The sequence below is a fragment of the Streptomyces carminius genome (assembly GCF_002794255.1).
Taxonomy (GTDB): Bacteria; Actinomycetota; Actinomycetes; order Streptomycetales; family Streptomycetaceae; genus Streptomyces; species Streptomyces carminius.
On sequence record NZ_PGGW01000052.1, the window covers coordinates 50,709 to 63,985 of the forward strand.

The following is a 13,277-nucleotide window of genomic DNA, read 5'->3' on the forward strand; positions in this document are numbered from 1 at the left end:
CCCCGCGGGGGAACGGCGCCTCTGCCGGAGGACATAGGGAGGACACGGACACACGGCACAGGCACGTGACACGGCCCGCCCCGGAGTGCCGCGGTACGACTGATCGCCGCGACCGGCGGGTAACCGCCTGCTCCGGTCACCCGGCGTTCTACGCTGACGCCATGCCTCCCGCGAAGCGCAAGCCCAGGACGTACGAGCCGGCCCTGGTGCGGGCCGGGCTCATCGGGCAGGTGGAGTCCGTGCGCACCGCCGTGCACCGGCTCACCCCCGAGCAGCTGGCCCTGCCCTCCGGGCTGCCCGGCTGGGACGTGCACCACCTCGTCGTCCACATCGCCGGGCAGATCGAGGCGGTGCCCCGGCTGCTGGCCGAGCCCCCGCCCCGGGTGCCCGGACCGCAGACGGACCTGAACACCTGGGCGATGTCCACCGCCGCCGTCGCCGACCGGCTCGACGCCGAGACCCGCAAGCACGCCCAGGAGTACGAGAGCGCGGCGCGGGCCGTCGACGACGCCGTCGAGCAACTGGAGCCGGTGCTGGAGCAGGCGGTACGGCCCGACGTGCTGCTGCCGCACGGCTTCGGCGCCATGCGCGCCCTGGACTTCACGGTGACCCGGCTGGTGGAGCTGGTGGTGCACAGCGACGACCTGGCCCGCGCCACCGGCGTCCGCGTCCCGCCGGCCCGCCAGGCGCTGGCCTCCGCCGTACGGCTGCTGGCCGACGCGCTGGCCGCCAAGGCACCCGGCTCCTCGGTGGAGGTGCGCGTCCCGCCCTTCGCGGTCGTCCAGTGCGTCGAGGGTCCCCGGCACACCCGGGGCACCCCGCCGAACGTCGTGGAGACCGACCCGCTCACCTGGATCCGGCTGGCCACCGGCCGTACCGACTGGGCGGCGGAGCTCGATGCGGCGCATCTCACAGCCAGTGGCGAACGCGCCGATCTGCGTGCGCACCTTCCTGTGCTGGGCTGATGCCCCAGCGTGAGCGGTCCGCCCGGCGGCCGCCCGGATTCGGAGCACCGCGTGACCTGTCCTAGACTCGAACGCGTGCCACGTGGCGACGGACGACTCAACCACGACCTGCTCCCGGGTGAGAAGGGCCCCCAGGACGCCTGCGGCGTCTTCGGTGTCTGGGCCCCGGGAGAAGAGGTCGCCAAGCTCACCTATTTCGGGCTGTACGCGTTGCAGCACCGGGGACAGGAGTCCGCGGGAATCGCTGTGAGCAACGGCTCGCAGATCCTCGTCTTCAAGGACATGGGCCTGGTCTCCCAGGTCTTCGACGAAACCTCGCTGGGTTCCCTGCGGGGCCACATCGCGGTGGGCCACGCCCGCTACTCGACGACCGGCGCCTCGGTGTGGGAGAACGCCCAGCCCACCTTCCGGGCCACCGCGCAGGGCTCGATCGCGCTGGGCCACAACGGCAACCTGGTCAACACCGCCGAACTGGCCGAGCTGGTCGCGAAGCTCCCCAGCAGCGGCGGCCGGGCCAACCGGGTCGCCGCCACCAACGACACCGACCTGGTCACCGCGCTGCTGGCGGGCCAGGTGGACGAGGACGGCAAGCCGCTGACCGTGGAGCAGGCGGCGCCCGGCGTCCTGCCGAAGGTCAAGGGCGCCTTCAGCCTCGTCTTCATGGACGAGCACACCCTCTACGCCGCCCGCGACCCGCAGGGCATCCGCCCGCTGGTCCTCGGCCGGCTGGAGCGCGGCTGGGTGGTGGCCTCCGAGACGGCCGCCCTGGACATCGTCGGCGCCTCCTTCATCCGGGAGGTCGAGCCCGGCGAGCTGATCGCCGTCGACGAGGACGGGCTGCGTTCCCAGCGGTTCGCGGAAGTGAAGCCGAAGGGCTGCGTCTTCGAGTACGTGTACCTGGCGCGGCCCGACACCGACATCGCCGGCCGCAACGTCTACCTCTCCCGGGTGGAGATGGGCCGCCGGCTGGCCGCCGAGGCCCCGGCGGAGGCGGACCTGGTCATAGCGACCCCGGAGTCCGGCACCCCCGCCGCGGTCGGCTACGCCGAGGCCAGCGGCATCCCCTACGGCAGCGGTCTGGTCAAGAACTCCTACGTCGGCCGGACCTTCATCCAGCCCTCGCAGACCATCCGCCAACTCGGCATCCGCCTCAAGCTCAACCCGCTCAAGGAGGTCATCCGCGGCAAGCGCCTGGTGGTCGTCGACGACTCGATCGTCCGCGGCAACACCCAGCGCGCCCTGGTGCGGATGCTGCGCGAGGCGGGTGCGGCCGAGGTGCACGTGCGGATCAGCTCCCCGCCCATCAAGTGGCCCTGCTTCTTCGGCATCGACTTCGCCACCCGCGCCGAGCTGATCGCCAACGGCCTGTCGGTCGAGGAGATCGGCACCTCGCTGGGCGCGGACTCGCTGGCGTACATCTCCCTGGACGGCATGGTCGAGGCGACCACCATCGCCAAGCCGAACCTGTGCCGGGCCTGCTTCGACGGGGAGTACCCGATGGAGCTGCCGGACCCGGGACTGCTGGGCAAGCACCTGCTGGAGACCGAGACGGCCGAACCCGCCGGCGCCGACCCGGACGGCGTGCGGAGCCTGCTCGGGGGTCCGGGTGCGGCCGACGCGCTGCGCAGGCCCTGAGCAGCCGCCCCCGGCCGTTCCCGGCCCCGTCAGCCTCCCCGCCGTCAGCTCTCCGCCGGTCCCCGCCGGCCCCGCACAGAGGAAGACCATGACCTCCACCGACTCACCCGACCCCGCCGCCGGCCCGGCCGAGGCCGGTCCGGGTGCGAGCTACGCCGCCGCCGGAGTGGACATCGAGGCGGGCGACCGCGCCGTCGAACTGATGAAGGAGTGGGTGCGGAAGGCCCGCCGCCCCGAGAGCGTCGGCGCGCTCGGCGGCTTCGCCGGCCTCTTCGACGCCTCCGCCCTCAAGCGCTACGAGCGTCCGCTGCTGGCCTCGGCCACCGACGGGGTGGGCACCAAGGTCGCCGTCGCCCAGAGGATGGACGTCCACGACACCATCGGCCACGACCTGGTGGCCATGGTCATGGACGACCTGGTGGTCTGCGGCGCCGAGCCGCTGTTCATGACCGACTACATCTGCGTGGGCAAGGTCCGACCCGAGAAGGTCGCGGCGATCGTCAAGGGGATCGCCGAGGGCTGCGTACTGGCCGGCTGCGCGCTGGTCGGCGGCGAGACGGCCGAGCACCCGGGACTGCTGGGCCCCGACGAGTACGACGTGGCGGGCGCGGGCACCGGGGTCGTCGAGGCCGACGGGGTGCTGGGCGCCGAGCGCATCCGCACGGGTGACGTGGTCGTCGCGATGGCGTCCAGCGGGCTTCACTCCAACGGGTACTCGCTGGCGCGGCACGTGTTCTTCGACCGGGCCGGCTGGGCGCTGGACCGCCATGTCGAGGAGTTCGGCCGGACGCTGGGCGAGGAACTGCTGGAGCCCACCCGGATCTACTCGCTGGACTGCCTGGCGCTGCTCCGCGCCACCGAGGTGCACGCCTTCTCGCACATCACCGGCGGCGGGTTCGCCGCCAACCTCGCCCGGGTGATCCCGGAAGGGCTGCGCGCCACCGTGGACCGCGCCACCTGGAGCCCGGCGCCGGTCTTCCGCACCGTGGGCGAACTCGGCCGGGTGGCGCGGGCGGAGCTGGAGCGGACCCTCAACATGGGCGTCGGCATGGTCGCCGTCGTACCGCCGGAGTCGGTCGGGGCCACGCTGGAGCTGCTGGGCGAGCGCGGGGTGGACTCCTGGGTCGCCGGCGAGATCACCGGACGGGGCGAGGGCGCCGCGGCGGTGGAGCTCACCGGGGACTACGCCGGCTGAGCGGGCGGCCGGACCGGCCGGTCCGGCCGCCCGCTCAGCCGGGACGCCGGAGAAGGACCAAAACCCGGTCCGGCGGAAGCCGGACCGGGTGATGATCGATGTGAGACCGGTGTACTCGGTGACGGACGACGGCGTCAGGCGCGACGTCGGTGGTGCGACGGAGAGGGAGACCGGGAGTCGACCGAATGGTCGGCGCCCTCGGAATCCTCGTCGTCGTTGTACAGCTCCGCGTACTTGGCGTACGGGTCGTCCAGCTCATCGTCCTCGAACCGCTCGCCGTTCGGCGGTTGGTTCGCTGTCGATGCGCCCAGCTCCTCAGCCAGGCGTGCAAGATCAGTCCCGCCGCTGTTGTACTTCAGCTGGCGGGCGACCTTTGTCTGCTTGGCCTTGGCCCGGCCGCGCCCCATGGCTCGACCCCCTCAACGACGGGGCTCAACGGCCCCAGAGTCTTGACACGCGTTCATGATGCGGAGCGGACCCTCGATGCGATCGAGAGACCGTCCGTGGTGCTTCAACGGTACCTGCTTCCGTCGCCCTACGGTACGCCGCCCGCACGACACGGCCGGTGCGGGCACCGTCCGGCGACCCTTTCCTCGCTGGTCAGTGCCGATTTTATCTTCTGTCCCGCCGGTCACCCGCCAAGGGGTGGTGAGGGATGTCTCCCGCACGGTCCACTACTGTACGTGATGAACCGTGAGACTCAGCGTCAACAGGCCGTGCGGAACCGGCCGCCGGGCCCGGTGCGGGGAACGGGTGTACGGATCCGGCCGCGGTACGGGTGCCGGCGGCCGGGCGCACCGGGCGCCGGGGTCGGGTGCCGGGAGCCGGAGCCGGGCCGCCGGGGTCAGGCGCCGGGCCGCCGGGTCCGCCGGGCCTCGGCCATCCGCTGCTCGGCGATGCGGTCCGCCGCCACCGCCGGCGGCACCCCGTCGGCCGCGGCGCGCTCGAAGATCGAGAGCGTGGTGTCGTGGATCTTCTCGGCCTTTGCCTTCGCACGAGCGAAGTCGAAGCCGTGGAGCTCGTCCGCCACCTGGATCACGCCGCCGGAGTTCACCACGTAGTCGGGCGCGTAGAGGATGCCCCGGCCGGCGAGGTCCTTCTCGACCCCCGGGTGGGCGAGCTGGTTGTTGGCCGCGCCGCAGACCACCCTCGCCGTCAGCACCGGGACGGTCTCGTCGTTCAGCGCGCCGCCCAGCGCGCAGGGCGCGTACACGTCGAGCCCCTCGGTGCGGATCAGCGCGTCGGTGTCGGCCACCGCCGTCACCTCCGGGTGCGCGGCGCGGATCCGCTCCACGGCCTCGGCCCGCACGTCCGTGACCACGACCTCGGCGCCGTCCTCCAGCAGGTGCTCCACCAGGTGCCGGCCGACCTTCCCGACGCCGGCGACGCCGACCCGGCGGCCGCGCAGCGTGGACTCGCCCCACAGGTGCCGCGCGCTGGCGCGCATGCCCTGGAAGACGCCGAAGGCGGTGAGCACCGAGGAGTCGCCCGCGCCGCCGTTCTCGGGGGAGCGGCCGGTGGTCCAGCGGCAGGTGCGCGAGACCACGTCCATGTCCCGCACGTAGGTGCCCACGTCGCAGGCGGTGACGTAGCGGCCGCCCAGGGAGGCGACGAAGCGCCCGTAGGCCTCCAGCAGCGCCTCGCTCTTGAGCTGCTCCGGGTCGCCGATGATCACGGCCTTGCCGCCGCCGTGGTCCAGCCCGGCGAGGGCGTTCTTGTACGACATGCCGCGGGCCAGGTTGAGTGCGTCCCGCAGGGCGGCCTCCTCCGGGTCCGCCTCGGTGGCGTACGCGTGGAACCGGGTGCCGCCCAGGGCCGGTCCCAGGGCGGTGGAGTGGACGGCGATGACGGCCTTCAGGCCCGTCTCGCGGTCCTGGCAGAGCACCACCTGCTCGTGGCCGCCCTGCTCGGAGTGGAACAGGGTGTGCAGGGCGGTGGCCGAGGGACTCGCGGTGCTCGCGGTGTTGGTGGTGCGCTCGGCGCTCGATGCCTGTCCGTGTCCGTGTTCGCGGACGTGGTCGCCGGCGGCGGGACGTACGTCAGTCACGGTGGTGACTCCTGTATGTCGCGGAGGGGATGCCCTTCCAGCATCCCCCGCTTGTGGCGGGAGGATACGGGCGGGCCGGATGGCATGAGAGTACGGCCTGGGCGCCCCCGGGAGTACCGGGGTGCGGCCGCGGTGCAGTTGCGGTGCCAGGATCAGGGTATTGAACTGCCCTTGTCCCGCTCCTGCCCGTCTCCTGCCCGCCCCCGACGGTCCCAGTCCGCCCCGGTCCGTTCCGATCCGCACCGATCCGCACCGATCCGCGCCAATCTGCACCAATCCATCCGAGTAAGCCCCGGTCCGCCGTCTCCGGCCGACCGCTCCAGGAGGAAGAACCCGTGGTCACTACTCCGGTGGTCGTCCCGTACGCGTCCTATCTGCGGGTCTACGAACCACTGGCCGCCTTCCCCGAGCCGGAGCGCTCGCACTGGGCCCGCTACGCCCGGCGCGAGCACCTGCCCGGCGCCCAGGACGAGCTGCGCCGCTCGCTGGCCGGCCTGGTGCCGGTGCCGCCGGTGGTGGTGCCGGTGCGCGAGAGCGCGGACGCCTTCGTCGCCGAGGCGGACGGGGTGCTGTGCGTGTGCCCCTGGCGGACCCGGCTGCGCGGCTGGCTGGCGCTGGGACGGCTCGGCGGCGAGCTGCCGCCGCCGGTGCTGGACACCGCGGTGCCGCCGGTGGTGCGCCGGGAGGCCGCCGCGGACTACGAGCGCTGGCGGGAGCGCAACCCGGACGCCCGGCCGTGGATCCGCTCGGCGGCCTGGCACGTCCCCATCCGCTGGTTCGTGCTCTTCGCCGACGAGGAGCGCGAGTACGGCAAGGGGGAGGGCGGTGGTCTCGGCAGTGCTCCGGAGGGCGGCGGCCTCGTGCTGCGCTACCGCACCCCGATGGTGCAGGCCCGGCGGCGGCTGGCCCGCGGGCTGAGGGTGCTGCGCGAGGAGCTGGAGGACAGTCCGCTGGTCGACGGCCTGGTGGACGTGGGGCGGTGGCTGGAGGAGTTCCACCCCCGCTCGCTGGTGGAGCTGGACTACGGGGGACTGGTGTATACCCTCTCCGAGGAGGAGCTCGCCGCGGACCACTCCGCCGCCGACACCGCGGAGGGCCTGGCGGCACTGCGCGAGGGGGACGCCGCCCGGGCCGGCGCCGTGTACGAGCGGCTGTCCGACCGCTGGCGCGCCGTACGGCAACGGGGACTGGCCAGTTGAGGACCGGTCGGAAGCCGGTGGAGGATCCGTTCCGGCCGGAGTCCGGCCGAAGCTTTGGCCCGTGCGTGACGGAAAGCACTGGCAAGGGTCTTGCTCCGAAGACCACCTCTCGTGTCAAAATAGGACAAGGAGTCCGGAGAGGGCTTCATCCGTCCAACTAAGGTCGGATCCATCGGTATTGCGCTTTGCTCGGGGAGCCTGGGGAGCTCTGCTCACGTTGTAACCGATCGTCACGATGGTGTGACTGTCCGTTATGGCATGGTCCATCGGCTTCCGTCGAGGTTGGCCACCTGAGAGGGCAATTCCGTCGGTTTGGCCGACGTGGCTGGACAGATGGTGTAGTTGTAGTGCCGAGGACAAGCCGTTCGTCCTATAACCGACTCGGCCCGCGCCTGCCATTTCGGGCAACGCGGGTCAAGGTGCAGAATTTAGAGGAAAGAACCGTGATGGTTCGGTTCTCCCGAGGAGGCCGCTCATGACCGCTCGCACCCCTGATGCCGAGCCGCTGCTGACCCCGGCTGAGGTTGCCACCATGTTCCGTGTGGACCCGAAGACGGTCACACGCTGGGCCAAGGCCGGCAAGCTCACGTCCATCCGCACGCTCGGAGGACACCGCCGTTACCGCGAGGCGGAGGTGCGCGCCCTGCTGGCGGGTATCCCGCAGCAGCGCAGCGAGGCCTGACCAACCCCGCACAACCCCGCACAACGGGCGAACCGGGACCCCCATCCCGCCAACTCGTCCCGCACAGCACCATCAGCACCATCTGTCGGGCCGGTGTCCCCCACGCGGCCTGAACTTCGATCGCGCTGGGCTCCGCCGGGCCCGGCGCGATCTCCTGTGTCCGGAGGGCCTTTCCGGCGGGGCGGCCGACCCCGTCCCGCAGCCCGTTCCGGCGCCGGCCCAGACCCCGTTCCCGGACCTGTCCGGGGCCGGGGTTCGGTGTTTCCCGGGGCTGTTCGGTCGTCAACAGGCCGGTCTCCGGGCGGTGTTGGGCAGTGGCCGAGACCTTTCCCGGGGCCGGGAAAGCCGGGTGGGACATGTGAGGAAGACGCCGGGGAAGTGCCGTGGGACAGCAGTGCAATGGCACATATTAAATTTGGCATGGGCTGGAAGGTGGCGGATTCCCTTCTTCGGCCATCCGATTCGGTGACACCCGTCACATCGCAGGCGTCTTGCCCGTGGTGGCTAACGTACGGTAGTGGGAAATAAGTGCATGACGTACCCCTCACCGCCCGGTGGACCCGGACCGGGACACGGAAGGGGGTGCGGACCGGACGGGGCCGCCACCCGGTTCGGGTTTCGGCCGGGTCCGGCCCGCACTCGTTTCCGTCGCTCGACGTCCGGCCGTGAACGGTCCGGTGGCTTCCGGGACCGGTTCGCGTCCACCGGACGGTCAGGCCGGGGCGCCGTCCACGGCACCGGGCCGGCCGCCCGGTTCCGTCCCCGGGTGCGGCGTCCCCGGGCGCGGCCCGGGGAACTCGTCCGCCGGCTCCGTCGCCAGCCGCTGCAGCCGGTGGCAGACGGGGCACTGGCGGGTCAGATGGCCGTAGCGGGCCGCCGCCGACAGATGCGCTCTCAGCAGTGCCCGTGTCTCGTGCCGTGGACGTCCCGAAGTCGTCGGCATGGCGCCCACCTCCTTGCAGGAGAGGTACCCGCGGTCTGTCGGGCCGTCAAGACGGCCCGCAGCGGCGGGCGGTGGGAACGGGCCGGAACGGACGGGCCGTGAGACGGCGGGAGACACCCGGGCGCCCGGAGAAGGCGCGGAGAAGACACGGAAGGGTGCGGAAGGCGCGCGGAACGGCCGAAGGCCCGGATCCACGAGGGAACCGGGCCTTCGTACTGCGGTCCTGACGGGATTTGAACCCGCGGCCTCCACCTTGACAGGGTGGCGAGCACTCCAAACTGCTCCACAGGACCTTGAGTCGCAGCCGGATGTCCTGAGCTGCGAGAAGGACTCTACAGCAGCCCGGGGCCGCGGCGCGAACTCACTTACCGTGGCGGCCTTGCCACAGCTCATGCCACGCGCCGGGCCGCGGCCCGCGGCCCGTGCCGTGGCGGACGGCCGCCGTCACGGGGCCGCCGCGTCCACCGCCTTCATGATGCGCTTGTCCGAGACCGGATAGGCCGTGCCCAGCGCGTGCGCGAAGTAGCTGACCCGCAGCTCCTCCAGCATCCAGCGGATATCCCGCGCCTCACGCGGCACCGGCCGGCCCGGCGGGAACTGCTCCAGCAGCCACTCGTACTCGTCCCGCATCTCCTTCACCTTCGCCATCCGGGCCCGGTCCCGCTCGACGTTGGCGGGAAGCTGCTGCAGCCGGCGGTCCACCGCCGTCAGATAGCGCAGCAGGTCCGGCAGCCGGCCCGTGCCGTGCGCGGTGACGAAGCCCGGGCCGACCAACTCCGCGAGCTGCTCCCGCACGTCCGCCAGGTTCGGCGCGAGCGTGGGACTCTTCGCCAGCGGAGGCGACTTCAGCCGGCGCTCGCACGCCTGCCGGGCGGCGAGCACCTCGCGCACCTGCCGGACGGTCACCAGCACCGCGTCGGTGAGGTCGGCGCGCACCGCGTCGAACAGCTTGCGGAAGCCCTCCTCGTCCCAGGCCGGGCCGCCGCGCGCCGCGATCAGCCGGTCGGCGGCGGCCGTCACGCAGTCCTCGAACAGCGCCTGGACGCTGCCGTGCGGGGCGGCTGCCAGGGCCAGCTTCGCCTGGTTGGAGAGCTTGTCCTGGGCGAACTTGGCCGGATTGGAGGGCAGGTTCAGCAGGATGAGGCGGCGGGTGCCGCGCCACATCTCCTGCCGCTGCTCGTCCTCGGTGTCGAAGAGCTTCACCGAGACCGAGTCCCCGTCGTCCACCAGCGCCGGGTACGCCTTGACCGGCTGGCCCGCCCGCCGGGTCTCGAAGGTGCGCGGGAGCGTGCCGACGGTCCAGGAGGTCAGCCCGGTGCGCTGCTCGACACCGGGGCCGCCCCCGGCCCCGCTGCCGCCGTCGTTCCCGGCACCTCTCCCGCCCCCGGCCCCGCCGCCGGTGCTCCGGGCGGCGTCGAACGCCTTGGCCAGCGCCGCCCGGGTGCGGGACCGCAGTGCCAGCCGCAGCTCCTCCAGGTCCTTGCTCTCGGCGTTCCCCGGGATCCTGCGGCGCCGCTCGTCCACCACCCGGAAGGTGATCTTCAGGTGGTCGGGGACCTTCGCCGGGTCGAAGTCCTCCGGACTCACCCGCACCCCCGTCATCCGGGTCAGCTCCCGCGCCAGGGCGGCCGTCAGCGGCTCGTCCGGCGGGGCGGTCGGCGGGGCCTCGCCGTCCCCGGCGACCGCCGCCAGGAAACGCCGGGCGTAGTCGGGGGCGGGCACGCAGTTGCGGCGGACCGGCTTGGGCAGCGAACGGATCAGCTCGGTGACCAGGTCGGCGCGCAGCCCCGGGATCTGCCAGTCAAAGCCGCGCGACTCGACCTGGTTGAGCACCTGGAGCGGGACGTGGACGGTCACGCCGTCGGCGTCGGTGCCCGGCTCGAACTGGTAGGTGACCCGCAGCTTGAGCTGCCCCTGACGCCACACGTCGGGGTAGTCGGCCTTGGTGATCCGCTCGGCCCGCTCGTTGATGAGCATGGACTTCTCGAAGTTGAGCAGATCCGGCTCCTCCTGGCGCTTCCGCTTCCACCAGGAGTCGAAGTGCGCCCCGGAGACGATGTGCTCGGGGAGGCGCTGGTCGTAGAAGTCGAACAGGGTCTCGTCGTCGACGAGGATGTCGCGGCGCCGGGCCCGGTGCTCCAGCTCCTCCACCTCGCCCAGCAGTCTGCGGTTGTCGTGGAAGAACTGGTGGTGGGTGCGCCAGTCGCCCTCCACCAGCGCGTTGCGGATGAAAAGGTCCCGGCAGGTCTCCGGGTCGATCCGCCCGTAGTTCACCTTGCGCTGCGCGACGACGGGGACGCCGTAGAGCGTCACCTTCTCGTACGCCATCACCGCCGCCTGCTTCTGCTCCCAGTGCGGCTCGCTGTGGACGCGCTTGACCAGGTGCCCGGCGAGCGGCTCGATCCAGTCCGGATCGATCTTCGCGTTGACCCGCGCCCACAACCGGGAGGTCTCCACCAGCTCGGCCGACATGATCCAGCGCGGCGGCTTCTTGAACAGCGCGGAGCCGGGGAAGACGGCGAACTTGGCGCTGCGCGCGCCCAGGTACTCGTTCTTCTCGGTCTCCTTCAAGCCGATGTGCGACAGCAGCCCCGCCAGCAGCGACTGGTGGACGCGGTCGGCGTCGGCGTCCCGGTCGTCGAGGTGGACGCCCATGGACTTGGCCACCTGGCGCAACTGGGCGTAGATGTCCTGCCATTCGCGTATGCGCAGGTAGTTGAGGAACTCCGTCCGGCACATGCGCCGGAAGGCCGAGGAGGACAGCTCCTTCTGCCGCTCCCGCACGTACTTCCACAGGTTGAGCAGGGCGAGGAAGTCGCTGTTCTCGTCCCTGAACCGGGCGTGCTGCTGGTCGGCCTGCTGCTGCTTGTCGGCGGGGCGCTCGCGCGGGTCCTGGATGGACAGCGCCGCGGCGATCACCATCACCTCGCGGACGCAGCCGTTGCGGTCCGCCTCCAGCACCATCCGCGCCAGCCGCGGGTCGACGGGGAACTGCGCCAGCTTCCGGCCGGTCTCCGTCAACCGCCTGCGCGGGTCCTTCTGCTTCGGGTCGAGCGCGTTCAGCTCCTCCAGGAGCTGCACACCGGCCTTGATGCTGCGGTGGTCCGGCGGGTCGATGAAGGGGAAGTGCTCGATCTCGCCCAGCCCGGCCGCGGTCATCTGGAGGATGACGGACGCCAGGTTCGTCCGCAGGATCTCCGGATCGGTGAACTCCGGGCGGGAGAGGAAGTCCTCCTCGGAGTACAGCCGGACGCAGATGCCGTCCGAGGTGCGGCCGCAGCGGCCCTTGCGCTGGTTGGCGCTGGCCTGGGAGACCGGTTCGATCGGCAGCCGCTGGACCTTGGTGCGGTGGCTGTAGCGGGAGATGCGGGCGGTGCCGGTGTCGACGACGTACTTGATGCCGGGCACCGTCAGTGAGGTCTCGGCGACGTTGGTGGCCAGCACGACCCGCCGCCCGCCGTGCTTCTGGAAGACGCGGTGCTGCTCGGCGTGCGACAGGCGCGCGTACAGCGGAAGGACCTCCGTCGAGCGGAGGTTCCGTTTGTTCAGTGCGTCGGCGGTGTCCCGGATCTCGCGCTCGCCGGAGAGGAACACCAGGACGTCACCCGGCCCCTCGGCCTGGAGCTCCTCCACCGCCTCGCAGACGGCCGTGACCTGGTCCCGGTCGGAGTTCTCGCTGTCCTCCTCCAGCAGCGGCCGGTAGCGGACCTCCACCGGATACGTGCGGCCCGACACCTCGACGATCGGCGCGTCCCCGAAGTGCCGGGAGAAGCGCTCCGGGTCGATGGTCGCGGAGGTGATCACGACCTTCAGGTCCGGGCGGCGGGGGAGGAGCTGGGCGAGATAGCCCAGCAGGAAGTCGATGTTGAGGCTGCGCTCGTGCGCCTCGTCGATGATGATCGTGTCGTACCGGCGCAGCTCGCGATCGGTCTGGATCTCCGCCAGCAGGATGCCGTCCGTCATCAGCTTGACCAGGGTGTCCTCACCCACCTGGTCGGTGAAGCGGACCTTCCAGCCCACCGCGCCGCCCAGCGGGGTGCGCAGCTCCTCGGCGACCCGCTCGGCCACCGTGCGGGCCGCGATCCGGCGCGGCTGGGTGTGCCCGATCAGCCCGCGCACCCCGCGGCCCAGCTCCAGGCAGATCTTGGGGATCTGCGTCGTCTTCCCGGAGCCCGTCTCACCGGCGACGATCACCACCTGGTGGTCCCGTATCGCCGCCAGGATGTCGTCCTTCTTCTGGCTGACGGGCAACTGCTCGGGGTAGTCGATCGCGGGCACGGCGGCGCGCCGGGCGGCGACACGCAGCTCGGCCTGCTCGATCTCGGCGGCGATCTCGGACAGCACGGCCCGCCGCGCCTCCGGCTTGCGGATGCGGCGGGTGCCCTCGAGGCGCCGGCCCAGCCGCTGCCGGTCGCGCGGCATCAGCTCGGGCAGCCGCTCCAGGAGGGCGGGGAGGGTGGGATCAGACACAGTGGACATACGGCCTCCAGGATCGCACCCGTCCCGCGTGCCGGGCGAATCAATTCGCCGGAGCCCGGGAGAGGCGTGTCACCTATGTCGTGGGCACCCGCGCGCGCCCGGCGGCCCGCCACTGTCAGCGGCCCCTCGTAG

The 13,277-nt window shown here is 72.0% G+C and carries 9 protein-coding genes and 1 tRNA gene; 5 read left to right on the forward strand and 5 right to left on the reverse strand.

Features of this window, described 5'->3' with window-relative positions:
• The first annotated feature begins 161 nt into the window (after nt 1–161).
• The 3 genes from CUT44_RS15355 to purM all read left to right on the forward strand — a co-directional run bounded on the left by CUT44_RS15355 (nt 162) and on the right by purM (nt 3,795).
• On the forward strand, nt 162–965 hold the full coding sequence (locus tag CUT44_RS15355; RefSeq protein WP_100202425.1) for a maleylpyruvate isomerase family mycothiol-dependent enzyme: 804 nt from the start codon (nt 162–164) through the stop codon (nt 963–965).
• A gap of 75 nt (nt 966–1,040) precedes the next feature.
• The gene (gene purF, locus CUT44_RS15360) at nt 1,041–2,600 is read left to right on the forward strand and encodes an amidophosphoribosyltransferase (RefSeq protein ID WP_100202426.1); all 1,560 of its coding nucleotides are present in this window, start codon (nt 1,041–1,043) and stop codon (nt 2,598–2,600) included.
• Nucleotides 2,601–2,688: 88 nt separating this feature from the next.
• Complete coding sequence (gene purM / locus CUT44_RS15365; RefSeq protein WP_100202427.1) at nt 2,689–3,795, forward strand: phosphoribosylformylglycinamidine cyclo-ligase; 1,107 nt, start codon at nt 2,689–2,691, stop codon at nt 3,793–3,795.
• A 134-nt stretch (nt 3,796–3,929) separates the two neighbouring features.
• Here the strand turns inward: purM and CUT44_RS15370 are convergent, their stop codons facing one another.
• Entirely contained in the window at nt 3,930–4,202 is a 273-nt protein-coding gene (locus tag CUT44_RS15370) for a DUF3073 domain-containing protein (RefSeq protein ID WP_100202428.1), read from the reverse strand.
• A gap of 437 nt (nt 4,203–4,639) precedes the next feature.
• A complete protein-coding gene (locus tag CUT44_RS15375; RefSeq protein WP_100202461.1) occupies nt 4,640–5,725 on the reverse strand; it encodes a Leu/Phe/Val dehydrogenase in 1,086 nt (361 codons plus the stop codon).
• A 452-nt stretch (nt 5,726–6,177) separates the two neighbouring features.
• Between CUT44_RS15375 and CUT44_RS15380 the strand changes: the two genes are divergently transcribed.
• Both CUT44_RS15380 and bldC read left to right on the forward strand, forming a co-directional pair.
• The gene (locus tag CUT44_RS15380) at nt 6,178–7,041 is read left to right on the forward strand and encodes a hypothetical protein (protein ID WP_100202429.1); all 864 of its coding nucleotides are present in this window, start codon (nt 6,178–6,180) and stop codon (nt 7,039–7,041) included.
• A 475-nt stretch (nt 7,042–7,516) separates the two neighbouring features.
• Complete coding sequence (gene bldC / locus CUT44_RS15385) at nt 7,517–7,723, forward strand: developmental transcriptional regulator BldC (RefSeq protein ID WP_003949541.1); 207 nt, start codon at nt 7,517–7,519, stop codon at nt 7,721–7,723.
• 712 nt (nt 7,724–8,435) lie between these two features.
• Here the strand turns inward: bldC and CUT44_RS15390 are convergent.
• The 3 genes from CUT44_RS15390 to hrpA all read right to left on the reverse strand — a co-directional run bounded on the left by CUT44_RS15390 (nt 8,436) and on the right by hrpA (nt 13,145).
• Entirely contained in the window at nt 8,436–8,666 is a 231-nt protein-coding gene (locus CUT44_RS15390; protein WP_100202430.1) for a DUF6274 family protein, read from the reverse strand.
• A 218-nt stretch (nt 8,667–8,884) separates the two neighbouring features.
• Nucleotides 8,885–8,959: transfer RNA gene (locus CUT44_RS15395), tRNA-Asp, on the reverse strand.
• Nucleotides 8,960–9,110: 151 nt separating this feature from the next.
• On the reverse strand, nt 9,111–13,145 hold the full coding sequence (gene hrpA, locus CUT44_RS15400) for an ATP-dependent RNA helicase HrpA (RefSeq protein ID WP_100202431.1): 4,035 nt from the start codon (nt 13,143–13,145) through the stop codon (nt 9,111–9,113).
• Between the last annotated feature and the right edge of the window lie 132 nt (nt 13,146–13,277).

Excerpts from the sequence above, each read along its gene's own strand:
- CUT44_RS15355 (WP_100202425.1), top strand. The coding sequence starts at position 162 with ATGCCTCCCGCGAAGCGCAAGCCCAGGACGTACGAGCCGGCCCTGGTG.
- purM (WP_100202427.1), top strand. The coding sequence starts at position 2,689 with ATGACCTCCACCGACTCACCCGACCCCGCCGCCGGCCCGGCCGAGGCC.
- bldC (WP_003949541.1), top strand. The coding sequence starts at position 7,517 with ATGACCGCTCGCACCCCTGATGCCGAGCCGCTGCTGACCCCGGCTGAG.
- hrpA (WP_100202431.1), bottom strand. The coding sequence starts at position 13,145 with ATGTCCACTGTGTCTGATCCCACCCTCCCCGCCCTCCTGGAGCGGCTG.
- CUT44_RS15390 (WP_100202430.1), bottom strand. The coding sequence starts at position 8,666 with ATGCCGACGACTTCGGGACGTCCACGGCACGAGACACGGGCACTGCTG.
- CUT44_RS15370 (WP_100202428.1), bottom strand. The coding sequence starts at position 4,202 with ATGGGGCGCGGCCGGGCCAAGGCCAAGCAGACAAAGGTCGCCCGCCAG.